At 60.3% G+C, this 24,386-nt stretch carries 20 protein-coding genes; 12 read left to right on the top strand and 8 right to left on the bottom strand.

Going from position 1 to position 24,386, the window contains the following annotated elements; translation table 11 throughout:
* Positions 1-397: 397 nt before the first annotated feature.
* The 3 genes from ACFQDI_RS01710 to ACFQDI_RS01700 all read right to left on the bottom strand — a co-directional run bounded on the left by ACFQDI_RS01710 (position 398) and on the right by ACFQDI_RS01700 (position 4,774).
* On the bottom strand, positions 398-2,755 hold the full coding sequence (locus ACFQDI_RS01710) for an FAD-dependent oxidoreductase (protein WP_377162746.1): 2,358 nt from the start codon (positions 2,753-2,755) through the stop codon (positions 398-400).
* Between the two features lie 524 nt (positions 2,756-3,279).
* Complete coding sequence (locus ACFQDI_RS01705; RefSeq protein WP_377162744.1) at positions 3,280-4,338, bottom strand: NAD(P)-dependent alcohol dehydrogenase; 1,059 nt, start codon at positions 4,336-4,338, stop codon at positions 3,280-3,282.
* 25 nt (positions 4,339-4,363) lie between these two features.
* Positions 4,364-4,774, bottom strand: a complete 411-nt coding sequence (locus ACFQDI_RS01700; RefSeq protein WP_377162742.1) for a (R)-mandelonitrile lyase — start codon at positions 4,772-4,774, stop codon at positions 4,364-4,366.
* A gap of 152 nt (positions 4,775-4,926) precedes the next feature.
* Between ACFQDI_RS01700 and ACFQDI_RS01695 the strand changes: the two genes are divergently transcribed.
* The 5 genes from ACFQDI_RS01695 to ACFQDI_RS01675 all read left to right on the top strand — a co-directional run bounded on the left by ACFQDI_RS01695 (position 4,927) and on the right by ACFQDI_RS01675 (position 13,150).
* On the top strand, positions 4,927-5,961 hold the full coding sequence (locus ACFQDI_RS01695; RefSeq protein ID WP_377162740.1) for a LacI family DNA-binding transcriptional regulator: 1,035 nt from the start codon (positions 4,927-4,929) through the stop codon (positions 5,959-5,961).
* A gap of 251 nt (positions 5,962-6,212) precedes the next feature.
* Positions 6,213-7,328 carry an efflux RND transporter periplasmic adaptor subunit gene (locus tag ACFQDI_RS01690; protein ID WP_377162738.1) on the top strand — a complete coding sequence of 372 codons (1,116 nt, stop codon included), beginning with the start codon at positions 6,213-6,215 and terminating at the stop codon, positions 7,326-7,328.
* 12 nt (positions 7,329-7,340) lie between these two features.
* A complete protein-coding gene (locus ACFQDI_RS01685) occupies positions 7,341-10,550 on the top strand; it encodes an efflux RND transporter permease subunit (RefSeq protein WP_377162736.1) in 3,210 nt (1,069 codons plus the stop codon).
* Positions 10,516-12,039 carry a TolC family protein gene (locus ACFQDI_RS01680; RefSeq protein WP_377162734.1) on the top strand — a complete coding sequence of 508 codons (1,524 nt, stop codon included), beginning with the start codon at positions 10,516-10,518 and terminating at the stop codon, positions 12,037-12,039. The genes ACFQDI_RS01685 and ACFQDI_RS01680 overlap by 35 nt, the downstream gene beginning before the upstream one ends.
* A 478-nt stretch (positions 12,040-12,517) precedes the next feature.
* Positions 12,518-13,150, top strand: a complete 633-nt coding sequence (locus tag ACFQDI_RS01675; protein ID WP_377162732.1) for a 3-keto-disaccharide hydrolase — start codon at positions 12,518-12,520, stop codon at positions 13,148-13,150.
* A gap of 324 nt (positions 13,151-13,474) precedes the next feature.
* Here ACFQDI_RS01675 and dacB read toward each other — a convergent pair whose 3' ends face one another.
* The gene (gene dacB, locus ACFQDI_RS01670; RefSeq protein WP_377162730.1) at positions 13,475-14,923 is read right to left on the bottom strand and encodes a D-alanyl-D-alanine carboxypeptidase/D-alanyl-D-alanine endopeptidase; all 1,449 of its coding nucleotides are present in this window, start codon (positions 14,921-14,923) and stop codon (positions 13,475-13,477) included.
* Between the two features lie 285 nt (positions 14,924-15,208).
* Here dacB and ACFQDI_RS01665 point away from each other — a divergent pair, with 285 nt between their 5' ends.
* The 3 genes from ACFQDI_RS01665 to thiS all read left to right on the top strand — a co-directional run bounded on the left by ACFQDI_RS01665 (position 15,209) and on the right by thiS (position 17,124).
* On the top strand, positions 15,209-15,556 hold the full coding sequence (locus tag ACFQDI_RS01665) for a VOC family protein (protein WP_377162728.1): 348 nt from the start codon (positions 15,209-15,211) through the stop codon (positions 15,554-15,556).
* Between the two features lie 221 nt (positions 15,557-15,777).
* Positions 15,778-16,908, top strand: coding sequence for a radical SAM protein (locus ACFQDI_RS01660; protein ID WP_377162726.1), 1,131 nt, complete (start codon positions 15,778-15,780; stop codon positions 16,906-16,908).
* A 15-nt stretch (positions 16,909-16,923) separates the two neighbouring features.
* Complete coding sequence (gene thiS, locus ACFQDI_RS01655; protein ID WP_377162724.1) at positions 16,924-17,124, top strand: sulfur carrier protein ThiS; 201 nt, start codon at positions 16,924-16,926, stop codon at positions 17,122-17,124.
* A 326-nt stretch (positions 17,125-17,450) separates the two neighbouring features.
* Here the strand turns inward: thiS and ACFQDI_RS01650 are convergent, their stop codons facing one another.
* From ACFQDI_RS01650 to ACFQDI_RS01640, 3 genes are all read right to left on the bottom strand, one after another.
* Complete coding sequence (locus tag ACFQDI_RS01650; RefSeq protein ID WP_377162722.1) at positions 17,451-18,851, bottom strand: alkaline phosphatase family protein; 1,401 nt, start codon at positions 18,849-18,851, stop codon at positions 17,451-17,453.
* Between the two features lie 82 nt (positions 18,852-18,933).
* Positions 18,934-19,317, bottom strand: coding sequence for a DUF3307 domain-containing protein (locus tag ACFQDI_RS01645; protein WP_377162720.1), 384 nt, complete (start codon positions 19,315-19,317; stop codon positions 18,934-18,936).
* Positions 19,318-19,400: 83 nt separating this feature from the next.
* Positions 19,401-19,856 (bottom strand): Crp/Fnr family transcriptional regulator, encoded by a 456-nt coding sequence (locus tag ACFQDI_RS01640; protein ID WP_294396665.1) that lies wholly within the window; start codon positions 19,854-19,856, stop codon positions 19,401-19,403.
* Positions 19,857-20,119: 263 nt separating this feature from the next.
* Between ACFQDI_RS01640 and ACFQDI_RS01635 the strand changes: the two genes are divergently transcribed.
* Genes ACFQDI_RS01635 through ACFQDI_RS01625 form a run of 3 tightly spaced genes read left to right on the top strand, consistent with a single transcriptional unit; the run spans position 20,120 to position 22,885 of the window.
* Positions 20,120-20,602 carry a TQO small subunit DoxD gene (locus ACFQDI_RS01635; RefSeq protein ID WP_377162718.1) on the top strand — a complete coding sequence of 161 codons (483 nt, stop codon included), beginning with the start codon at positions 20,120-20,122 and terminating at the stop codon, positions 20,600-20,602.
* A 53-nt stretch (positions 20,603-20,655) separates the two neighbouring features.
* Positions 20,656-22,116, top strand: a complete 1,461-nt coding sequence (locus ACFQDI_RS01630) for a Gfo/Idh/MocA family protein (RefSeq protein WP_377162716.1) — start codon at positions 20,656-20,658, stop codon at positions 22,114-22,116.
* Between the two features lie 46 nt (positions 22,117-22,162).
* On the top strand, positions 22,163-22,885 hold the full coding sequence (locus tag ACFQDI_RS01625) for a discoidin domain-containing protein (RefSeq protein WP_377162714.1): 723 nt from the start codon (positions 22,163-22,165) through the stop codon (positions 22,883-22,885).
* A 336-nt stretch (positions 22,886-23,221) separates the two neighbouring features.
* Here ACFQDI_RS01625 and ACFQDI_RS01620 read toward each other — a convergent pair whose 3' ends face one another.
* Positions 23,222-23,593, bottom strand: a complete 372-nt coding sequence (locus ACFQDI_RS01620; RefSeq protein WP_377162712.1) for a YkvA family protein — start codon at positions 23,591-23,593, stop codon at positions 23,222-23,224.
* Between the two features lie 119 nt (positions 23,594-23,712).
* Here ACFQDI_RS01620 and mtnB point away from each other — a divergent pair, with 119 nt between their 5' ends.
* The gene (gene mtnB / locus ACFQDI_RS01615) at positions 23,713-24,375 is read left to right on the top strand and encodes a methylthioribulose 1-phosphate dehydratase (RefSeq protein ID WP_377162710.1); all 663 of its coding nucleotides are present in this window, start codon (positions 23,713-23,715) and stop codon (positions 24,373-24,375) included.
* The last annotated feature ends 11 nt before the right edge of the window (positions 24,376-24,386 follow it).

The following is a 24,386-nucleotide window of genomic DNA, read 5'->3' as shown; positions in this document are numbered from 1 at the left end:
TGCTCGGGGTGCGCTACAACACGAAAAAGGCGCGAGAGGAGGCGATGCCCGCCAGCATATCCGATGAAACTGGACCATGAGCTGATCACTGCTCCAGTCTGCTCTGAATCGTAGCTGAGATACCTCGCCAACAAATTGAGTGACTACTTCGGTAGGGGCACGCATCTGTGCATTTCCCAGTAATTGCAACCGCCGTGTGAGCCAAGTCTTTCTTCGCTCGTGGGACTACAAAAACTGTTACTCGCCAAATGCCAACAGACGCCTCCAGGATCGGGCAAGCTAGACACCAATAAAGCGCAACTGGGTTACTTGGAGGGGAGGATTTGGATGGCGTCGAGACTGAAGCCGGAGGGAGTTTAAAGTTTCAGGTTTAAAGTTTAAAGTTCCCAGAGAGGGATCATTTGGCGGGAAGGACCTGGACGGCGTCTAGGTGGACGTTTCCGCCTGCGTTGGCGGTGCGGAAGATGACGGCGGACTCTTCACCGGAATTGAACTTGTACGTTCCCAAGCTGTAGGCGCCTTGGGGGTCTTTGGGGGCTTTGGTTTGATCGACGGTGACGGTTTTTTCGCCGTCGGCGGTGAGGATTGTTACTGGGGCGGTTTTGGCGCGGTTTTCGTGGGGCTGGAAGTAGATTCGGACTTCGTAATTTCCGGTCTGCTTGACGCTGAAGGGGAAGCGGGCGCTGGCGGTTTGATCGGAGCTGTAGCTGTAGTGTTTGCCGACGTAGGGCTTGAGGCCTTCGCCGTGGGCCCATTTGCCGGTGAGCTCGGCTTCGGTGTCGTCGATGACGATGCCTTCGAGCTTCTTGGGGTCGATGCTGTCTGCGGAGGTACCGGGTGGGGGGAGGTCGGGGAGTTTTTTGGCGTTGGCGGGAAGGTAGAGATTCCCTTCGAGGGTGTCGCGGCGCATGGCTCCGGGCTGGGACATGAGGTCTTTGAGGATGTCTAGATATTGCTCATAGACGCCACGGGGGGTGGTGTGGTGGCGGACGCAGATCCAGGCGGCTTTGCCAACGACTTCGCCCATCATGCCGCAGGTGCGCATGACGCGGGTGGAGCCGAGGGCGTGGCGCTCGACGGAGATGGTGCGGCCGGCCATGAAGAGATTGCCGATGTCCTTGCTGTAGAAGCAGCGGTAGGGGACGGGGTAGCCGTTTTTGCGGTCGGTGTGCTTGCCGAATTCGGCGCGGGAGATGAAGGGATTGTCGGGGAAGTTTTTGGCGTACTGCTCTTTGGGATAGTGGAGGTCTTGATCCCAGGTGGTGGGGACGCAGCCGTCGGGGTGGATGATGCCTTTGACCATGTCTTCGCCGTTGAGGATCATATCTCCAACGATGCGGCGGGATTCGCGGGGGCCGCCGATGTAGGCGAGCCAGGTGAGGTCGAAGTCGGCGTATTTGTCGGCCTTGAGGGTCTTCAATGCGGAGACGGCGCCATAGACGGCGCGGAAGTTGTGGTCGCGGATGAGCTCGAGGTCGTTGAGGGGGTGCTTGTCGAAGCCGCTTTCCCAGAACCACTCGCCATGGACGTAGTCCTCAGGGGCGGGTGTGGGGGTGTAGCCGAGGTCGTAGCCTTTCATGTTTTCGGCGTTCTTTTTGCCGACGGGAGCCATGGGTTTGGGCTCGGGGAAGTCTTCGAGCGTGAGGGGGAGGGCCCAGGGGGTGGCGGGCCAGGTGACGGGGTGCTTGAGGTTTTGCATGACCCACATGTTGCTCATGCCCATGCGGCCTTTTTCTTCCATCATGAACTCGGCTCCGGCGAGGGCGCCGACGCTGCCGTGGCCGGTGCAGTCCACGAAGAGCTTGCCGAGGAAGCGGGTTTCTTTGCCGGTCTTGGTATCGAGGCCGATGACGGAGCGGATGTTCTTTTTGTCGGCTGTCATTTCGACGCCGTAGACGTGGGTGTTGAGGTGGAGGGAGATGGTTTTCTCGGCGTTGACGGTGTCTTCTTTGAGCTTGTCATTGAACTCCTGGGGGGAGGCGGCGGGGCTGTTGCTGGCGCGGTCGGCGAACTCCTCGACGATCTCGCCGAGATGGGGGTAGAGGCCGCGGCGGGTGCCGCCCATGGCCCAGACCTGGATTTCGCTGGAGCCATTGCCGCCGAGGACGGGGCGGTTTTGGATGAAGGCGACCTTGAGGCCCTGGCGTGCGCCGGAGATGGCGGCACCCATGCCGGAGTAACCGCCGCCTACGACGACGAGGTCGAACTCGGGGGATTCGGGGGCTTTCTCTGGGAGGCCGAGGAGCTGGCGGCGGAGTTTATTTGTGGCGGCGAAATCGGCGGGCGGGGTGAAGTCTTCGCCGTCTTTGGCGAGGATGAGGGCATCGATGCGGCCATCGAAGCCGGTGAGGTCGTGGAGGGCGAGGGTGGCTTTGCCGCCGGAGAGTTTGACGGGACCGGCTTTTTCCCACTGCCAGTCTTTGCCGGTGGTGCCAAAGGTGTGGTCGAGGGCGGTGCCGTTGACGGTGATCTGGAAACGGCCGGGGGCGCCGGTGGCATTGAAGGGGGCGACCCAGTTTTTGGTGCGGGCCCAGAGGGTGTAGGTGCCTGCGGGGAGGTCGATGTCTGTGGTGGCGTCTTTGACGGGCTTGCCCATGCCGTGGGCCATGAGGTAGGGGGAGCCCATGATGTCGATGAACTGGGTGTCGAGGACCCAGCCGCCGGGGGTGGAGAAGGATTCTGCCTCAAGCCAGAGGGGCTGCGCGTGCGCGGCGGTGGCGAGGGTGAGGAGGGTGGCGAGGAGGACAGATTTCATGGTTGGGGGTGGTTTTAAACGAGGACGAGGGGGGAAAGCAATCGTGGAGTGTTTGTTACGGTAACAGGGTGGGGTGGCATTTATGATTTATGATTTGGGGGAGTGGTGACATGCGGGAAGATGGGGAGACTTTCAGACAATGAGACAACCAGATGGGGAGATGAGGGGTGAGTGGATGGATCGAGTTCGAGCAGGAGGACGAGGACGATGGTGGGACGATGGTGGGACGATGGTGGGACGATGGTGGGACGATGGCGGGAAATAAAAAACGCGGTGCCTTTGGGAGGGCACCGCGTGGTGGAATGGGTATGGAGGCGTGGGGCAGTGTGGAGCGCTGGTGGTCGGGCGGGCTAACGCCACACCCAACCTACGAGGGGTGGGCGTGGGCTGATGGGGAGAAAGGGAGCGCTGATCGACAGGCAGGAGTGCCTGTCGTACTTCCCACGAAAAACGCGGTGGGTCCGAGAGGACGCACCGCGTGAGGAGAGGTGGGGGGACACGGGCAGGATTGCCCGTGCTACTTTTTATTCGGCTTTGAGGGAGGCCATGTCGATGGAGAAGCGGTATTTGACGTCGCTCTTGAGGAGGCGGTCGTAGGCTTCGTTGATTTTTTGGATGGGGATGATTTCGACGTCGGAGGTGATGCCGTGGGTGCCGCAGAAGTCGAGCATTTCCTGGGTCTCAGCGATGCCGCCGATGAGGGATCCGGCGAGGCGCTTGCGACCGAAGAGGAGGCCGAAGGCGGAGACGGGGAGCGGTTTGTCGGGTGCGCCGACGAGGGTGAGGGTGCCGTCGATTTTGAGGAGGTTGAGGTAGCTGTTAATGTCGTGATCTGCGGAGACGGTGTCGAGGATGAAGTCGAAGCTGAAGGCGTGGCGCTGCATCTCGTTGGCGTCGGAGGAGATGATGACTTCATCGGCACCGAGGGCGAGGGCGGCGTCTTTTTTCTTGGGGGAGGTGGAGATGACGACGGTGTGGGCACCGAAGGCGTGGGCGAACTTGACGCCCATGTGGCCGAGGCCGCCGAGACCGACGACGCCGATTTTTTTGCCCTTCAAATCGCCCCAGCGGCGCATGGGGGAGTAGGTGGTGATGCCGGCGCAGAGGAGCGGGGCAACGCCGGGGAGGCTAAGGTTTGCGGGGACGGCGAGGGCGAAGTGCTCATCAACGACGATGGAGGAGGAGTAGCCACCGTAGGTGACGGGGGCGGTGCCGTGCTTGTCTGGGGAATTGTAGGTGAAGGTGGCGTGGGGGCAGAACTGCTCGAGATTGGCGGCGCACTGGGGGCAGGACTGGTCTGAGCCGACGAGGCAGCCGACGCCGACGATGTCGCCAACCTTGTGCTTTTTGACGGCGGAGCCGACCTGGGTGATGCGGCCTACGATTTCGTGACCGGGGACGCAGGGATAGACGGTGGGCATGGCGCTCCACTCATTGCGGGCCTGGTGGAGGTCGGAGTGGCAAACGCCGCAGTAGAGGATGTCGATCTCGACGTCGCGGTCGGTGGGGTCGCGGCGGGGGATGCTGAGGTGGGAGAGGGCGGAGGTGGGGCTGGAGGCGGCGTAGGCTTTGGCGGTGGGCATGGGAGTAGTGGGGATGTTGAGAGGGTTAGTTGAGCTGAGTGGGCTGCTGGTATTCTTCGTCGGTGACGTGCTCCAACCAGTCGACGGCCTTGCCATCGAGGCTTTCCTGGATGGCGATGTGAGTCATGGCGGTGGTGGGGGAGGCACCGTGCCAGTGTTTTTCGCCGGGCGGGAACCAGACGACATCTCCGGGGTGGATTTCGACGACGGGGCCGCCGAGGCGCTGGGCGCGACCGCAGCCGGAGGTGACGATGATGGTCTGGCCGAGTGGGTGGGTGTGCCAGGCGGTGCGGGCGCCGGGCTCGAATGTGACGGTGGCGCCGGCGACGCGGGCGGGGGCCTCGGTTTGGACGAGGGGATCGATGCGCACGGTGCCGGTGAACCAGGAAGCAGGGCCCTGGGCGGAGGGGCGTGAGCCGTTGCGGTGGATGTCCATGGGAGTATGGGGGGGTTACGCCTGAGAAGGGTTTAGCAGCGGTTTATTGTGCGCAAGTTTCAGCCAGTGAAGCGAAACCAGGGAGAGAGGGCAAGAGCAAGATTGGATTCGCGCGGCGGTGCTGTGTAGAATGCGGGATGGCACGACCCTCCATGAATGACATCGCCCTGCGGCTTGGGATTTCCAAGATGACGGTGTCGCGTGCACTGCGTGGCGGGAAGCATGTGGAGGCGGAGCTGAAGGGGAAGATACTGCAGGCGGCGGCGGAGCTGGGGTACCGGCCGGACCCTGAGATCGCGAAGCTGATGACGCACATGCGGCGGACGCGGAAAACGAGCGCGCCGCAGACGCTGGCGTTTGTCTGGGCGGAGCGAAGCTCGCGGGAGAGGGAAAGCTCTTCGTGGTCGCAGCAGCTGGTGCTGGGAGCGCACCGGCAGGCGGAGAAGCTGGGGTTTAAGCTGGAGGAGTTTCACCTGGCAGCGAGAGGGATGACGGGACGGAGGCTGTCGGAGATCCTGGAGGCGCGAGGGATACCGGGATTCATCCTCTCGCCGCTGGTGTCGCGCAGCCGGGGGCATGTGAGCATGGCGTGGGAGAAGTTTTGCAGTGTGGTGATCGGGCTGGGCTATGCGAGGCCGCAGCTGCATCGGGTGCACCACCATCACTATCTGGGGATGATGACGGCGCTGCGGATGCTGAAGAAGCAGGGGTATAAGCGGATCGGCTTTTACTGCGGGAGCACGATCAATGAGCGGATGTTTCGGGCGTGGTCGGCGAGCTTTTTGGCGCATCATCCGCTGACGAAGCCGGGGGAGCTGCTGGCGCTGCGCAAGTCCCTGAACTGCAGTGATTTCCAGGAGTGGCTGCGACGCGCGAAGCCGGAGGTGGTGATCGATGGCGGACATCTGGTGAAGGAGTGGCTGGAGGAGATGCCGAGAGACCGGAGGCCGCAGCATGTCTCGCTGGGCTGGCGAGCGGACATGCCTGAGGTGGCGGGGGTGGACCAGCAGGCGGATGTGCTGGGAGCTGCTGCGGTGGACCTGCTGGTGACGCAGTACCAGCAAAATGAGCGTGGCATTCCGGAGTCTCCCAGAATCGTGATGACGGAGGGCGTGTGGAGAACTGCCCAGCTTGAGAAGGCAGAACCAAGGCGGACAGGGGGGGTAAAGGGGAGGGTTGACGGGTAGTGCTGGCCCAGCGCAGGTTTTGATGAGAAAACTGGCTGTGCCTGGGAGAACTGAGGGTTTACGCTCTTATGGCGTCAAATATTTGGTTTTATGCCTAGTATCTCGAACTACTTTTTATTCGTTTTTGTTTTATTCCGTTGTAGCGCCTGAAATCCCACGCGAACTGCCGCACTGGTGTCGGGGGTGGGGCCAAAAACCCCTTGAAGAGGTTATATGAATGGACTGGAGTTTGTGGCTCGTTAGGACCAAGAATGGAACCACTGCATCTCGCTTCCCGGAAATCCCTCATTTATGTCGGCCTAGCGGCCAGCATTCTCTTCAGCGGCTGCCATCACAAGGAGGCTGAACACAAAGAGGAGGAGAAGCAGCCCAAGCTGGTGCTGACAAATCCACTGAAGAAAGATACGCTGGTCACGCGCGAATATGTGTGCCAGATCCGCTCCTGCCGAAACATTGAGCTGCGGGCAGTGGAACGCGGCTACCTGCAGTCGGTCTTTGTCAAAGAGGGGCAGGTGGTGAAGGAAAACGAACCGATGTTCAAGATCCTGCCGCTGGTTTACCAGGCGGAGCTGACAAGCGCGGAGGCTGAGGCGCAAGTGGCCAAAGTGGAATACGAGAACACCAAAAGGCTGACGGAAAGCAAGGTGGTGTCTGACAAGGAGCTGGCCATCTCCCAGGCCAAATGGGAGCAAAAGAAGGCGGTGGTGAACCTGGCCCAGGCGCATCTGGGCTTTACCAACATCAATGCCCCTTTCACGGGACTGATGGACCGGCTGTATCTGCGGAACGGGAGCCTGGTGGATGAAGGGGATCTGCTGACCACGCTGTCTGACAACAGCGAGATGTGGGTGTACTTCAATGTGCCTGAGGCGGAGTATCTGGATTACATGTCGGAGGAGCAGCCGGAGGAGAGAAAAAAGGTGGAGCTGCTGATGGCGAACGGGAAGATTTTTAACCAGCCAGGAAGGGTCAACGTGATCGAGGCGGAGTTTAACAACCAGACCGGCACCATTCCCTTCCGTGCGGACTTCCCGAATCCGGACCGCCTGCTGAGGCACGGAGAGACGGGCAACATACGCATGAAGAAGCTGGTGAAGGATGCGCTGCTCGTGCCGCAGAAATGCACCTTTGAGATTTTGGACCACCATTATGTGTATGTGGTCGGCAAGGACAACATCATCAAACAGGAGAGAATCCATGTCGTGGAGGAGGTGGAAGACCTTTTCATCGTCAGCTCCGGTGTGACCACGGAGGACAAGATCATCTTTGAAGGGATGCGGCAGGCCAGAGATGGCGACAAAGCCGGGGAATACACATTTGAGAAGCCCGAAGAGGCCTTCAAAGAACTGAAGATTAAGGCGGAATAAAATAACCTGACCATGTTTACAAAGATCCTGCACAGGCCAGCACTGGCCATCGTGATTTCGTTGATCATCCTCTTCCTGGGGGCACTTTCGATCTTCACACTGCCCATTTCACAATTTCCCAACGTGGCACCGGTTCTGGTGACGGTGACGCTGGACTACCCGGGAGCGAGCGCGAAAGTGCTCGAAGAGTCCTGTCTCATTCCGCTGGAGCAGTCGATCAACGGGGTGCAGGACATGAAGTACATGGTGTCCAGCGCGGCGAGCTCGGGCGAGGCGGTGATCCAGATCTTCTTCCACATGGGGACGGACCCCAACCAGGCGACGGTGAACGTGCTGAACCGTGTGAACGCGGTGTCGTTCCGACTGCCGCCGCTGGTGGTGCGAGAGGGCATCATCGTGTGGAACCTAGCGCCGAACATGCTCATGTATGTGAACTTGTACAGCAAGGACAAGAACGCGGACATGAAGTTCCTCTTCAACTACGCGTACATCACGCTTTTCCCGGAGCTGTTCCGCACACGCGGAGTCGGTTACGTGAAGATCCTGGGAACGCGGCAGTATGCGATGCGCGTGTGGCTGAAGCCGGACCGCATGCGTGCCTACAACGTCTCAAGCGAGGAGGTGATGAAAGCGCTGCGAGAGCAGAGCATGATCGGCTCTCCGGGACGAATAGGACGAGCGGACAGCAAGACCTCGCAGTCGCTGGAATACGTGCTGGTGTATGCGGGCCGATTTAACACGGCGGAGCAGTATGGGAACGTGATCCTGCGCTCCACGGAGAGCGGCGAGCTGCTGAAGCTGAAGGACGTGGCGGAAGTGGAGCTGGGAAGCGAGTTCTACGACCTTTACTCCGACCTGGACGGCGACCCGTCCGCGGCCATCGTGATCAAGCAGAGCTATGGCAGCAATGCGGCGGAAGTTATCAAGGAGCTGAAGGCGAAGCTGGAGGACGCGAAGGTGAAATCCTTCCCGCCGGGGATGGACTACAAGATCAGCTATGACGTGTCGAACTTCCTGGATGCCTCGATCCACCAGGTGCTGCACACGCTGGTGGAAGCATTCGTGCTGGTGGCGCTGGTGGTGTTTGTGTTCCTGGGAGACTGGCGTTCGACGCTGATCCCGACGCTGGCGGTGCCGGTGTCCCTGGTGGGAGCCTTCTTCCTGATGCAGCTGCTGGGGGTGAACATCAACCTGATCACGCTGTTCGCGCTGGTGCTGGCGATCGGGATCGTGGTGGATGACCCGATCGTGGTGGTGGAGGCGGTGCATGCGAAGATGCACGGCACGTTCATCTCGCCCTACAAGGCGACGCAGATGGTGCTGCATGAAATCGCGGGTGCGGTGATCGCGATCACGCTGGTGATGACGGCGGTGTTTGTGCCGGTGACGTTCATGTCGGGTCCGGTGGGTGTGTTCTACCGGCAGTTCTCGATCACGATGGCGGTGTCCATCATTCTTTCGGGTGTGATGGCGCTGACGCTGACGCCGGTGCTATGCGCGATGATTCTGAAGAGGACGGACCACCACCACAAGTCGCGGGGACCGATCGCGTGGCTGCTGGGGATCTTCAACTACTGGTTCGACAAGGTCACGGACCTTTATGTTGGCATCCTGAGGCGCATCGTGCACCTGCGGACATTCACGTTCCTGATCCTGGGCGGAGCCGGTGCGGCGATCTACTTCATCAATGAGACGCTGCCTGCGGGATTCATCCCGACGGAGGACCAGGGCATGATCTACGCGATTTTGCAGACACCGCCGGGAACGACGCTGGAGCGTACGTATGCGAAGTCTCGCGAGCTGATGAAGGTGGCGAAGACGATTGAAGGGATTGACTCAGTGTCCACGCTGGCGGGCTACGAAGTGCTGACGGAAGGCCGCGGATCGAACTCCGGAACGTGTCTGATCAACCTGACGAACTGGGAGGAGCGCCATCTGACCGCGCCGCAGATCATCGCGGAGCTGAAGGAGAAGTGCCAAGAGATCTCCGGGGTGCGAATCGAGTTCTTCGAACCTCCGGCGGTGCCCGGATACGGTGCGGCGGGCGGCTTTGCGCTGAGCCTTCTGGACAAGACGAATTCCGGTGACTACGACAAGCTGCAGGATGTGAACAACGAGTTCATGGAGAAGCTGGCGAAGCGGAAGGAAATCCGCGGACTGTTCACGTTCTTCAGTGCGAACTACCCGCAGCAGGAGGTGATCATCGACAACAAGATCGCCATGCAGAAAGGGGTGTCGATCGGCAAGGCGATGGACAACCTGGACATCATGGTGGGAAGCACCTACGAGCAGGGGTTCATCCTGTTCAACCGGTTCTGGAAGCTGTATATCCAGGCGCATCCGGACTACCGCAGGCTGCCGAAGGATCTGCAAGACCTGTATGTGGCGAATGAGAAGGGCGAGATGGTGCCATACTCAGCGTTCATGAAACTGGTGCCAAGGCTGGGCCTGAACGAGATCACGCGATACAACGCCTACCCTGCCCCGAGCATCCAAGGTGCGCCGGCGGACGGGTACAGCAGCGGTGAAGCCATCGCAGCGATCAAGGAGGTGGCGAAGTCTCTGCCGCGCGGTTATGACATCGCCTGGGCCGGCCTCTCGTTTGATGAAGCCGCACGCGGAAACGAGGCTGTGGTGATCTTTGTGGTGGTGCTGCTGTTTGTGTACCTGGTGCTGGTGGGCCAGTATGAAAGCTTCACGCTGCCGCTGGCGGTGATTCTCTCCCTGCCGATCGGGGTGATGGGCTCGTTTGCCCTGCTGAGAGCGATGGGGCTGAGCAATGACATTTATGCGCAGGTGGGGCTGATCATGCTCGTGGGCCTACTGGGCAAGAACGCCATTCTGATTGTGGAGTTTGCCTCGCAGCGGCACGGGGAGGGGCTGACGATCCTGGAAGCCGCCATTGAAGGCGCCAAGGTGCGGTTCCGCCCGATTTTGATGACGTCCTTCGCATTCATCGCGGGGATGATTCCCCTGCTCCGGGCCCATGGCGCAGGCGCGATCGCCAACAAGACCATCGGTGCGTCTGCGGCCGGGGGGATGTTCCTGGGAACGGTGATTGGCCTGCTGGTTGTCCCTGGACTTTACTACATTTTCGGTACGATCTCTGCTCGCGGCAAACTTCTTCCTGATGAAGATGACATGCCTTTGAGCGAACTCGGAGAGTACGGCCACGGTCATCAAGAACATGAAAAAACTGAAGAACAAACTCCTAGCATTTAATTTCGTCTGTCTGTTGGTCATGGTGCAGGGGTGCTCTTCCGTGCTCCGTCGCGGGCCGCTGCCATCCAGCGACCCGCCGCTGCCGGCGAACTTCCCTGACACCTCGGGCCCGAACAACTCCGCCATGATCGGATGGAAGGAGTATTTCAAGGACCCGAACCTGACCTCACTGATCGGCCAGGCTCTGCAGAACAACCAGGAGCTGAACATCCTGATTCAAGAGATCGAGTTTGCGAAACAGGACGTGCGCCGTACGAGAGGGGCCATTTTCCCCTTCGTGACCGGAGGCACCACTGCGGGCATCGACAAGGTGGGACGTCATACGGCAGCGGGAGCTGCGGAAGACAACACGGCGAACGAGATCGCTGCGGGAAGGCCGATTCCGACGAACACGCCCAACTTTGGGTTTGGAGCGGATTTTGACTGGGAAGTGGACATCTGGAGGAAGCTGCGCAACGAGCGTGACGCAGCGATCCTGCGCTATCTGGGAACCCAGGAAGGGCGGAACTTCATGATCACGAACATCGTGGCCGAGATCGCCACGAATTACTATGAACTAGTGGCGCTGGACAATCAGCTGATCACGCTGAAGCGCACGATCGAGATCCAGCAGAACGCGCTTGAGGCGGTGAAGCTGCAGAAAGCGAACGCGCGGGTGACGGAGCTTGCGGTGCGCCGTTTCGAAGCTGAAGTGCTGAAGAACCAGAGCCGTCAGTTCAAGATCCAGCAGCAGATCACGGTGACGGAAAACAACCTGAACTATCTGGTGGGCCGCTATCCCCAGCCGATCAAGCGCCGGTCCGAGGGCTTTGACCAGCTGATGCTGACGCGCATCGGCAGCGGTCTTCCGGTGCAGCTCCTGCGCAACCGCCCGGACGTGCGGCGCGCAGAACTGGAACTGGCGGCGACGGGACTGGATGTGAAAGCGGCGGCAGCGAGGTTCTACCCTGCCCTGAGCATTCAGGGTGCGCTGGGCCTGCAGTCCTTCAGCCTTGCCTCCGCGTTTAACGCGCCAGCTTCGATCATGTACGGTGCCGCAGCCAACCTGATGGCGCCGCTGATCAACCGAAGCGCGATCAAGGCGGCCTTCCTGGGCGCGAGCGCGAAGCAGATCGGGGCGATCTACACCTACCAGCAGACGGTGCTGAAGGCGTACATTGAGACGGTGAACCAGCTGGCGCAGATCAAAAACTACGGCAAGAGCTACGACCTCAAGAGCCAGCAGGTGGCGGCTTTGAATGATTCCATCACGATTGCAGGACAGCTGTTCTTCAATGCACGTGCGGACTACACGGAAGTGCTCTTCACGCAACGTGACGCCCTGGAGTCGAAGATGGACCTGATCGAGCTGAAGCAAGAGCAGCTGAACGCGTTTGTGAAGGCGTACAAGGCGCTGGGCGGTGGCTACAACCGCGCGGCTGGCGGCTCTGGGAACACCACGAAGATGGCTGTGCCGAAGATTGTCGGCCAGCTGCGTGGCGGGAACTGATGAGATCTGAGATCATCGCCTAGACCAACTACGGGCTGCACTGGAGGAGAGTTTGACTCCCCCCTGAAAGTGCAGCCCGCTTTTTTTGAGGGGAGAGATGCCAGGTCTTTTGTCTCATACCATCCATTGTGGAAAGCGGCCTGCAGCTTCGACTGAACGAGCGCTGGAGGGCTGAGAGAGCTGCAGGAGGGCCTGTACTCCGATCATGATCTCGAAGCCTTTCCTGCGTTCCTTCGGAGCGCGATGTTGAGTGAGATCAAACACCCAGGGCTTGCGCCCCGAGCTGACTCCTGTGGGCCTTTGGCCCACGGCGCTGTGTCTTGATGACCTGATGGCCGACGCTCTTTCTCAGCTCTCTCAGCTTCTACAGATCTGTTTTCAGCATCATTCATCCCATTGGCACAGACCAGCGGCTGATGCACTGCGAGCAAAGCTGCTTGTTTTATCTGCAGGACCTCGCTTTCATGTCGGCCCAATCATGAAATCCCGCATCCTCCTTGCCGCACTTGCCCTGGTCGTCTCGATTCCTGCTTTTGCAGGTGAATTTGTGTCCCTGTTTGATGGAAAGACGCTGACGGGCTGGAAGAACCCGTACGACTGGGGGCAGATCGACATTGTGAATGGTGAGATCCACCTCACGGGCGAGAAGAAGTTCTTTGTGGTGACTGAGAAGCCCTACAGTGATTTCATTTTTGAGGGCGACATTCTGCTGCCCGAAGGCCAGGCGAACAGCGGATTCATGTTCCGCGCGCACGTGGAAAAGAACAAGGTCTTTGGCTACCAGGCAGAGGTGGATGGTGATGCGAACCGCAAGTGGAGCGGGGGTCTGTATGACGAGGGGCGGCGGATGTGGTTCATCAGCCCGATCAAGGGCAACAAGGAGAGCGAGGCTGCCTTCCGTGCCCGCGCGGGCGACGCCTTCAAGCGCAATGACTGGAACACGTACCGGATCGAGTGCCGGGGCAAGAGTCTGAAAATTTTCGTGAACGGGGTGCTGACGACGGATGTGGAAGACGACAAGGATGCGAGCGGTGTGATCGCGATTCAGCATCACGGTGAGAAGGGACAGACGTACAAGTTTCGGAATCTGCGGATTCAGGAGCTGAAATAGGGGGCGTTGCGAGCGGCAGGAGCCATTGATGAATGGCTTTCCGAAGTGGCTGAGACGTTCGATTTTGCCGCAAAGGGGCAGAGGGAGCAAAGGAGGAATTTCACCTCTGGCTTGGCTCCATTGCGACCATGATTCTCTGCGGCAAAGCAACGCCCTGTTCGCGCTCCATCGGGAAGGAGTTTTGCATACTGCCATGCACGTGGATGGGTGAAGCGGAGCGATCCTTGTTCCGCAGGAACAAGGCTACTTTGGTGCGGCTGGCGATGGCGGGACTTTGAAGGCATGCGGCCGCCGAGATTGGGCATCATGCCAAGGCATGGGAGGCTAAAGGCCCATCATCGCGTCGAACACCTGGCGGCAGAACTCGGAAATGATTTTGCCGTCGGTGTAGTGGTTGATCATGAGGGCGTAGGAGTATTCGGCACCTGATTTGGTCTTGGCGTAGCCGGTGAAGGTGCGGATGCCGGACATGGCGCCGCCTTTCCAGGTGAGGCCGTCTTTGGAGAGGAGCGAGGCTTTGTAGGCGGGGCCCTGCGGGCCGGTGCCAGCATGGTATTGCAGACGGGCGAGGTCGAGCGGGCGGATGAAGTCGGCACGGGCGAGGCCGCAGCCGTCCTCCATGCGCAGGCCGATGAAGTCGAGGCCGCGCGGTTTCCAGTGCTCGCGGATGACCTGGGCGGGGGGCTTGCCTGTCTTCACGCCGAGCATGCGGAAGACGCATTCGGTTTCGAGGTTGTCGGAGGTGGCGTGGATGCTTTTGATGATGTCGATGAGGGGTGGGGAGTCGTGCTGGAGCAATGCATAGGAGGGCTGAGCCGTGGAGGTGGCAGCCGAGCCGACCTGAATGCCTGCGGCGGTGAGGAGTGCGCGGAAATGATGCTCGACGAAACGAGCCGGGTCTGGCACGGCGCCTTTGGCCTGAAACTTGGCGGCTCCGAGCGGCACGGTGCCACGGAGGTGAATGGCGGTGGTGATTTCGCCGCCGTGAATGACGACGCCGTCTCCGGAGTCTGCCGGGCCGGTGGTGACTTCGTTTTTCCAGGCGGCCTGGGGGAGTTCGAGATTGATGCCGAGCAGCTCTGCGGGGGTGCCTTCAGCGGGGCCGGCACGGAACATGACAATGTAGCGGTTGTGATTGAGGTTGAGGCCTGAGACGCCGCTGCCATAGCCGTTGCCGATGTCTCCCCAGTTCCAGTAGTCGCTGTAGAGGCTGCCGGTGAAGAAACTGGTGTCTGCACGGATGCCGCCGGTGATGCGCAGGAGGCCGCGCTGTTTCAGCTCTGCCACCCAGGCTTTAAGATCGTCCATCTTGAGCATGGGGTCACCGCCGCCGATGATGACGAGATCGCCCTTGATCTCTCCATTCTGAATGGGAGCGGAGGCTTTGAGCCCGGTGGTGAAATGGAAGTCCGGGCCGAGGATCTCCAAAGCGGTGGCGGTGGTGAGGGTCTTGAGGCTGGAGGCGGGGATGAAGGCGGTGGTGGCGTTGTCATCGAGAATGACTTCGCCTTTGTCATTGAGGAGGCAGAAGCCGATGGCGGCGCCGGCGAGGGCGGGATTGGCGCGGGCTTCCTGGAGCAGTTTGGTGATGGGGTGCGGCTCTGGTTTTGCCGGAGGCTGTGGGACTGGGGGCTGGGGCTCGGGCGGAGTCTCGATCTTGATGGAAATCGGAGGGGTGACTGGGGGGGTGGTGGGCGCACCTGCCTCACGGCGGAGGATGAGCAGGGCCGCCAGGGCGGAGCCGAGGAGAAGAATGAGGAGGTTTTTCCACATGCGCAGGAGTGTAGCGTGTTTTCAGAAGTAGAATTCTGAAAAGAGCGACTTTCTGGGTGGCGGTGCCGCAGCTTGATGCTGGGTTCGCCAAGCTGCACCGCGGCGCTGACGTATGGTGACCCCTCAGCCTGATGGACTGGAGCGAACAGCAGATTATTGCCTCTAGAACGCCATGACCCACCTGCTGTGAGCAACGGGCCACTCGTGTCATGCGCCACTGTTCTTCAACGAGGGAGAGATGCGCGTGGGGCTTGCGGTTTGGTGAACGATGGGCAGTTTTGTGGCATGAAACCTGAGAAAGTGAAGTTCATGCTGATGGCGGCGGACATGAAGCGGGCTGTGAGCTTTTACCGGGATGTGATCGGGCTGGAGCCGCTGTTTGTGAGCGATTTTTGGACAGAGATGAGGTTTGGCGATGCGATCATCGCGCTGCATGGGGGGCATGATGGCTCGCGGAATCCGACGGGGCTGAGCTTTCAGTATGAGGATGTGCTGACGATGGCGGAGAAGATCGCGGGAGCGGGTGGCAAGATTTTGCAGTCGCCGCAGCAGCGGGAGGGGGAGCCGATTTTGCTGGGGGTGTACCGGGATGCGGAGGGGAACGAGGTGTTTATCACGCAGTACGTGGGGTGAATGAGGTGGGATGATGGAGTGGTGGAGTGCGGCTTGGGGAGGTTCGTTTTTGCCGCAGAGGGGCAAAGAGGCAGAGGTGGCAGAGGTGGCAGAGGTGGCAGAGGTGGCAGAGGGGAAGGTGGATTTGCCGGGGGCGCAGACTTCCACGCCTTGATGGGGGAATTTGGTGTTCGTGGCGTTGCATGGGACGGTGGGTGCGTATTATATCCGCCCCCTTCCCCATGCTGACTTCCTTCATTCCCACGCTCGATGCGCTGCCAGCGCGAAAAACGCCGCTGATGGAGAGGTTTGCAGCATTGCTGGAGCCGAAGGGGCCGGGGCAGATCGAGACGATGGCGAAGGAGTCGCGGATGATCACGCGGCGGAATTTTGGGCGGACGATGCGGCTGTTTGCGCCGCTGTATGTTTCCAATGAATGCGTGAACAACTGCAGCTACTGCGGATTTTCACGCGACAACAATTCCATTCTGCGGGTGACGCTGACGATCGACCAGGTGGTGGCTGAGGCGAGGCATCTGGTGGCGCAGGGATTTCGGAACATCCTGCTGGTGGCGGGGGAGCATCCGAAATTTGTGAGCGATGGGTACCTGGAGGAGTGCATCCGGGCGATCCGGGATTTTGTGCCGACGATTGGGATCGAGGTGGGGCCGATAGAGGCGCCGGAGTATGAGCGCATGGTGAAGGCGGGTGCGGAGGGCCTGGTGGTGTACCAGGAGACCTACGACCGCGAGATTTACAAGGACATGCACACGGCGGGGCCGAAGAAGGACTTCGACTGGCGGCTGGCGTGCCCGGAACGCGGGTATGCGGGTGGGTTTCGCCGCATAGGCATTGGGGCGCTGTTTGGCCTGAGTGACTGGCGGCTGGAGGCGCTGCGACTGGCGGCACATTTGGAGCATCTGTACAAGCACTGCTGGAAGTCGACATTCACGGTGGCGTTTCCGCGGCTGCGGCCTGCGGCGGGCGGTTTCAGCCCGATGACGGATTTCCCTGACTGGGCGCTGGTGCAGACGATCTGCGCCTACCGCATCATTTTCCCGGAAGTGGGGATCATCCTGAGCACGCGGGAGCCTGCACCGCTGCGGGATGCGCTGGCGCCTCTAGGCGTGACGGTGATGAGCGCGGGGAGTCATACGGAACCAGGCGGCTACACGGGCGCGGGGGCGGAAGACCTGCACCTGACGGTGAAGGGCAAGCGCGTGGAGGTGGCGGAGAAGGCGGAAACGAATCGTGCCGAAGGGCAGTTTGGGATCGCGGATCAGCGGTCACCGCAGAGTGTGGCGGAGATGCTGAGGAAGCAGGGGCTGGACCCGGTGTGGAAGGACTGGGATGCGTCGATTTTGGCTGCGTGAACCCCGAATTTTGATATGAAGATTACTTTGAACGGAGAGAAGCGTGAGTTGGCGGAGCCGCAGACGGTGAAGTCGCTGCTGGAGAGCATTGGGCTGGGTGGCAAGCCGGTGGTGGTGGAGCAGAATCAGGTGGCGCTGCTGCCGAGGGAGATCGAGGGGGCCGTGGTGAGCGAGGGGGATGTGATCGAGGTGGTGCAGATCACGGCGGGGGGGTAAGAGGAAATGACGAATCACGAAGCCGGAATGACGAATGTCGGAGGCTTTGAGGGGCTCGGGGCTTGAGGACGGAGCTGAGCACTCATACCACGCATAGCTGAAAACGGGTCTCATGGGTGAAAGTCAGCATTCCATGCGGCCAGTCAGCATTCTGGCGGAGTGGGATCGTCCTGATCCCACACGCTCCCGCGTCGCCCAGCGTCTTCGCACATCCACGAACACGCTGCAGGTGGGGGGATCAAGATGATCCCCCTCCGTCGGCTCGTGCCTCCGCCTTCAGACCCGTTTTCATCGCATTAGGGTATGAGATCGAGGACGATTTTGAGTTAGCGGGAGACGCTGGAGTAGCCGTTGCCGGTGGAGCAGAGGCGGAAGAGGTGGTTGCAGACTTCGTGGGCGGAGAGGATGCCGGTGCGGGGGAGTGAGTCGAAGTCGCCGATGAGGACAGGCCAGTCGGCACGGTCTTCGGGGATGCGACCGTGGGAGCCTTTGACGAGGGTGGCGTCGAGAGGGATGACATCCATGAGCATGCGCTGGCCGAGGGCTTTTTTGGCGAGCTTGGAGGCGACTTTGAGCTTGGGCCACTTGATGGCGGGATCGAGGAAGAGCTCGGCGGGGTCGTAGCCACATTTGCGATGGATGTCAACGCAGCGGGCGAAGTCGGGGGCTTTTTTGTCGTCCTGCCAGTAGTAGTAGGTGAACCAGCTTTTGGCGTCGGCGACGGCGATGAGGTCGCCGCTGCGTTCGTGGTTGAGGCCGACGAGGTGCTTTTCCATTTTGCCGAGGACCTGGGCGACGCCGGGGGTGGCCTCAAGGGTGGCGCGGACGGTGGCGAGGAGGCTGGGATCGTTGAGGTAGATGTGGGCGACCTGGTGGTCGGCGATGGCGAAGGCTTTGGAGCCGCCGAGGTCGAGGGTTTCGCGGCCGAGCTCGTCTTTGATGCTAAGCCAGCCTTTTTCGCGGAAGACGCGGTTGAGGTGAACGGGCTGCTCGACGTCTGTGATGCCGTATTCGGAGAGGAGTACGACCTTGATGTTGCGGGTCTCGTAGAAGCGGATGAGGTCGCCGACGACGTTGTCGATCTGGCGGAGGTCGGTGCGGATTTTCTCCATGTCGAGGCCGACGCGCTGGAGATTGTAGTCGAGGTGGGGGAGGTAAACGAGGGAGAGGCCGGGCCAGTGCTTTTCCTCGATCCATTTGGCGCTTTCGGCGATCCAGATGGAGGATTTGATGTCGGAGCCGGGGCCCCAGAAGTGGCGGAAGGGAAAGGGGCCGAGGTCTTTTTTGATGCGGTCCCGCAGCGGCATGGGCTGGGTGTGGATGTCGAAGACCTTGCGGCCATCGGCGGGATAAAGCGGGCGCGGGGTGATGGCGAAGTCCGCGGTGGAGTACATGTTGAACCACCAGAAGAGCTTGGCGCAGGTGAACTGGGGATCGACGCGGCGGAGGGCCTCCCAGAGTTTTTCGCCGTGCATGAGCTGCTCGGGCTGCTTCCAGAAGCGGTGCTCGGCGTAGTCGCGGTCATACCAGCCGTTGGCGACGACGCCGTGGTCACGGGCGAGACGGCCGGTGAGATAGGTGGCCTGAGCGGTGCAGGTGACGGCGGGGAGGACGGGCTCGATAAGGGCGGAGCGGTTGCGCTCGACGAACGCACGGATGGCCGGAGTGTGCTCGCCGATGAGGCGGCTGGTGAGTCCGACGACGTTCAGAATGGCGGTGCGCTGCATGGAGGAAGTTCGCTGTTCTCGGTTTTTAGTTCCCTGTTGTTAGCATGGGAAGCGTGAACTGCGAACGGAGAACCAGCAACCTTCAGTAAAGCATGGCAGCGATGACGTAGGCGATCTTGCAGATGAAGTGCAGTGCCTGATCCTGAACGAAGGTGGTCTTGTTTTCGCATTTGGCGAAATCGATGAGCCAGTGCAGGACGAACTCAATGAGGCCGAGATAGAAACAGCCGGTGATGGCCCAGACGGCTGCTGCGTGGATGAGGCAGTGGGCCGTCATGCACCAAGGCCAGATGACCAAGGGGCGGGAGGGGTCCTGCAGCTTGTAGAGCAGGTGACGATTTTTGCAGGTGGAGAGGAACTCGCCCTGCAAGGGGTAATCCATCAGCGCATGGCCGGCGAAGAGAAGAAAAATGACCTGGATGGCTTCCAGCGTGGTATGCGGAGGGAATGGCAGCAGGCCAGACATGCCGGAGTTTTCCATCGTGAGCGAAGGGCTGCAATGCACGATTCATAAATCATGCGCAAAACAGCCCTGCTCACTGTGATGCATCAGGCGCTGTAGAAGGCGGCGATCTTCTCGTTCACCGCACGGAGACGGTGGGAGATGGTGCGGCCGACACCGATGAGGAGCCAGGCGGCAGCGCGAGGGTACTCATTGATGTAGCTTTCGAGAGTCTCACCATCGATGCGCCAGACCTGGGAGAACTCGACTGCGGTGACGCTGGCGCTGGCGACGTTGGGGTCGAGAAGGTTGATTTCTCCGATGGTTTCGCCCTTCTGGATCGAGCCAAGGAGGACCTTGTGGCCCCCACGCATGGCGGTGGCATGGAACTTGCCGGAGACGACAAAGAAGAGGCTGTTTTGCTGCTGCCCTTCCTCAATCAAATGCTGACCTGGCTGAACCGGAAGAAATTCACCGTAGCCGCTGAGAATGTCGCGATCTTCGTCGCCCAGAGGTTCGAGAATGCCTTGGGCAGGGAGTTTGGGGGACGAGAGTGAGCTCATGGGAGTGAGTTAAGATTAATTAAGCAGTCTTTTTTAAGCGGAGAAGCCTGGAATGGCAAGCACGACGAGCAACAAGCTGCCGAATCCGCCTTATTGTGTGTAGAAATCGTCACATCCGGGTCAACAACGGCTGACTTCCGGCATTTTCACCGCCCGTGGTCGTTCAGATTTGCGAAGGATGTACATCCTAAATTTTGCTGGATTTCCAAGGGCATCGGTTCAAAATCGACCCCTCACTTCAACCAGCCACCCCGACCCCATCCATGTCCGACTCTACCTCCTCCAAATGCTGCGGCAGCCTTAGTTATGATTTCGCCCATGTCCTGCTCCGCCTTTGGGTCGGCATGCGCCTTTTCATGGCAGGCCTCGACAAGTTCCGCTGGGGCAACGGACCGACTGTGAGCTTTGGCCTGGACAACTACGCGAAGAAGACCGGCCCGCTGGCCAAGCTGATGACGGACAACAGCTTCATGCCGCAGTGGGCCTGTGACGCCTTTGCGGCGACGATCGGCTACATCCTGATCCCAGTGGGCATCTGGGTCGCGGTCGGCATCTTCACGGAGTTTGGCCTGCTGGCAGCCGGCCTGGTGTTCCTTTCCCTGGGCCTGGGCCTGGCGGCACTGCCGGACGACACGGAAGTGGTCAGCAACATCGGTCTTTCCATTCTGATCGTGGCCGCTGCGCTGGTGACCTCGAAGGCGAAAACCTTCTCGATCGACGGCCTCCTTTCCCGCAAGAAGGCATAAATCCACGACTTAGCGTCGTCATTGGCAGTGAACCCACGCGCCTGAACGCACCTATGAATTCCCAGCCCCTTCCCTCCTCTCCAGCGCCGCTGTCCCGCTTCATGGACCGCCGCGGCTTCCTCCGCACCAGTGCTCTGACGAGCAGTGGCATCTATCTCGCGACCAGCAAGGGCGCGATCGCCCAGCAGACTGAAAAAGGCCGTACGATCAAGTGCGCGCTGGTCGGCTGCGGCGCCCAAGGCAACGCCCTGCGCGTGGCCTCCAAAGACGTGCCGGGCATCCAGTGGGTGGCCATGTGCGACATCTGGAAGTTTTCCATCGCGAAGACGCGGGGCGGCTTTCTGGGTGAGAACAAGCACCAGGTCGATGGCGAGATCAAAATCTACGAAGACATCAACGAGATGCTCGACAAGGAGCCGTCGATTGAGGCGGTCTTCATCGCGACACCGGATTTCATGCATGCGCCTTATTCACGCCTGTGCCTTGAGAGGGGCAAGAACGTGTACTGCGAGAAGATGATGAGCAACACGATCGAAGGAGCACGCGACATGGTGCGCGCCGGCAAGGCGAACCCCGGGATCTTCCAGATCGGACATCAGCGCCACTCGAATCCGCGCTACCTGAACCTGCGCGACAACATCATCAAGCCAGGCAAGATGCTGGGCCGGATCACGCATGCGTATGCGCAGTGGAACCGAGGGGTTTCCGGCAGCGCGCCGCAAGGTGCGGTGAAAGGCTATGACATCCCGCAGGATGTGCTGACGAAGCACGGGTATGGAAGCATCGAGGAATTCCGCAACTGGCGCTTTTTTGCGAAGTACGGCGGCGGCCCGCTCTCCGACCTGGGAGCGCACCAGATTGACATGTTCAACTGGATGTATGAGTCCACACCGGTCTCGGTGATCGCCTCCGGCGGCGTGGATTACTTCGACGGCAGCGATGGGCGTCCGAAATTCGAACTGCCGGACAACATGATGTGCATCTACGAATTCAAGACGCCATCCGGAGCGCTCCGCGCCTACTACCAGGTGCTGACGACCACGGGGTCCCAGGGTGCGTATGAAAAGCACATGGGAACCGGCGGCACGGCGATCATCTCCGAACTCGACACCAACGGGAACCAGCTCTACGCCGAGCCTGGCCAGGACTGGGAAGCCTACGCCCTGGGTGAGAACGCGCCGATCATGAAGGCTGCGGACAAGGCCAAGAACAAGTTCTGGGAACATCCCCGTGACTGGGAAAAGCCCAAGCCCCCGTCCTACGGTGCGGTGAGCGTGGCTGACGTGCGTGAGAGCAAGGCACTCTCCCAGTGGGAGATGGCCGTGAAACTGAAGGTGAAGCCGCACACGCCACACGTTCAGAACTTCATTGAAGCGGTGCAGATGAAGAACCCGGCGCACCTGACGTGCAACGTGGAAGCAGCCTTCAAGTCCTGCGTGACCGTGCTGAAGGCCTACGAGGCGAAAGACCTCGGGGCCAAATACATCTTCAAGCCCGAAGACTTTCAGGCCTAAGACGGCGCAAACCATACAACAAGCCATCAACAACCACCGATTCCCCATGAAAAACACCCTCCACATCCTCACGGGCCTTGCGCTCGTCCTCAACCTTGCCTCCTGCGGCAAGAAAGAAGAAACGAAGGCCGAAACAGCAGCCGCAGCGGCGCCCGCTGCTCCTGCCGGTGATCTTGAAGAGATCAAACTTGAGTTCCCCAAGCCCATGTTCATCGGCACGCCGGTGCCTGCTGAGCTGCCAAACCTCGAGAAGGCAGACCCCAGCAAGGTGATCAAGTCCATCATGGTCCCGAAAGGCACCACGAACCTGGCCAAAGGCAAGCCCGTCACCAGCTCTGACAGTGCGCCGATCATCGGCGAACTCAGCCTCGTGACCGACGGTGATGCCGACGGCGCCGACGGTTCCTTCGTGGAACTGATGCCCGGCAAGCAGTGGGTGCAGATCGACCTCGGAGCCGAGGCCAACATCTACAAGATCGCGATGTGGCACTACCACAAGCAGGCTCAGGCCTACATCGACGTGGAAGTGCAGGTGTCCGACGATCCTGAGTTCAAGAACGGCGTGACCACGCTGTGGAACTCCGACCATGACGACTCCTCCGGCATGGGCAAGGGCAGCGACCCAGCCTACGTGGAAACCAACCACGGCCGCGTGGTGGACGCCAAGGGCATCAAGGCCCGCTATGTGCGCCTGTGGAGCAATGGCAACACCAGCAACGACATGAACCACTACTGTGAAGTTCAGGTCTATGGCACGCCTGCCAAGTAAGGCAGACTGAGCTGCTGACCCAATCACGCCGCCGTGCAGGCATACTGCACGGCGGTTTTTTTATGCCGATAAAGCTGCCAGCGGTTGCATGGCAGCCATGCGCAGGATGGGAGCGAGAGCCCGTGCATCCATCGGCGTTACGCAAACATCGGGACATGCGAAGCCCCTCGTGGTCGGACGGCTTGGCGGAGGGAGTGGAGGGCGGTGGGAAACGCGCTCGACGCCAAACACGGCCGACTTACGGACTGAGAGCCAGCCGCGCTTCTGTTTGAGACAACATCTCTGCTGTGTCTGGCACGCAGACCTGTTTTCAACGGATCATGGCATGAGACCAGACTACCCGGCAACGACCTTGCCAGCTTTGGCCTGAGCGGCCTGCCACTCCTGGTAACGCTCCAGTTCACGCTCCACGAGTTTGAGGCAAAAGGCCACGATGGTGGCGTCGTCGAGATAGCCAACGCCGACGATGAAGTCCGGAATGACGTCGGCAGGATTGAGAACGTAGAGCAGTGCCAGCGAAACCGCGCTGATGGCCCAGTAAGGGATTTCGCGATAAGCTCCGGTCCAATAATCTTTGACCATGCTGAGCATGACCTTGGCGTGACCGAACACCTTTTTGAGCCGGGGGAGCTTGTGTTCAATTTCCTGTGCGCGCTGATTGACCTTGGCAATGTCCAGGTCGTGGTCGCCATTTGAGGGAGTGCTCATAGGTAAAAGTAACCAAAGGCAGCCGTGAAGTCCAGCAGGCAGCCGGAACGTGCTGATGTGGAGATTCTGCCACATCGCCGCCATTGACTTCAGCAGCACGGGCCGAATCATCGCGTGTCATGCCAAACAAAGACACACCGACAGCGGCGAGCGAGGAGAACCTGCTTTTGTGCGAGGAACTGATTGAATGCGGACGGGACTTCCACCGCCGAGGCTGGTCACTGGGCACGAGCAGCAATTACAGCGTGGTGACGGAGCGTGAGCCGCTGACGCTGCTGATGACGGGCAGCGGCTTTGACAAAGGACGCCTGCGGCCAGAGCAGTTTGTGACGGTGGATGAAAAGGCACGAGCCTTGAAGCCTGACGGGCTGAAGCCCTCCTCCGAAGCGCTGCTGCATACCGTGCTGGCCAAGCATGGCGCGGGGGCCGTGCTGCACACGCATTCCGTAGCCGCCACCGTGCTGAGCGAGCATTTTCTGAAGGACGGAGGAGTGCGCCTCTCCGGCTATGAAATGCTGAAAGGTCTCTCGGGAATCAGCACGCATGAGTCGGAAGCGTGGATAGAGATTTACCCCAACACGCAGGAGATTGCCTCGCTGGCGACGGTGATAAGCCTGCGCCTGAACGACGCCGCGCGACCGCTGCGGCACGGATTTCTGATGGCGGGGCACGGGCTGTACACGTGGGGCCGAAACATCGCGGAGGCACGCCGGCAGGTGGAGGTGCTGGAGTTTCTACTCGAAGTCGTCACGCAGAAACGTTTGCTCTTCGGCTCGTTTTGAGCGGCAGTCCG

It is taken from the genome of Prosthecobacter fluviatilis, from assembly GCF_042655725.1.
GTDB classification, from domain to species: domain Bacteria; phylum Verrucomicrobiota; class Verrucomicrobiia; order Verrucomicrobiales; family Verrucomicrobiaceae; genus Prosthecobacter; species Prosthecobacter fluviatilis.
Note: the sequence above shows the minus strand (reverse complement) of the source record. Positions and strands in the feature narration are given on the sequence as shown.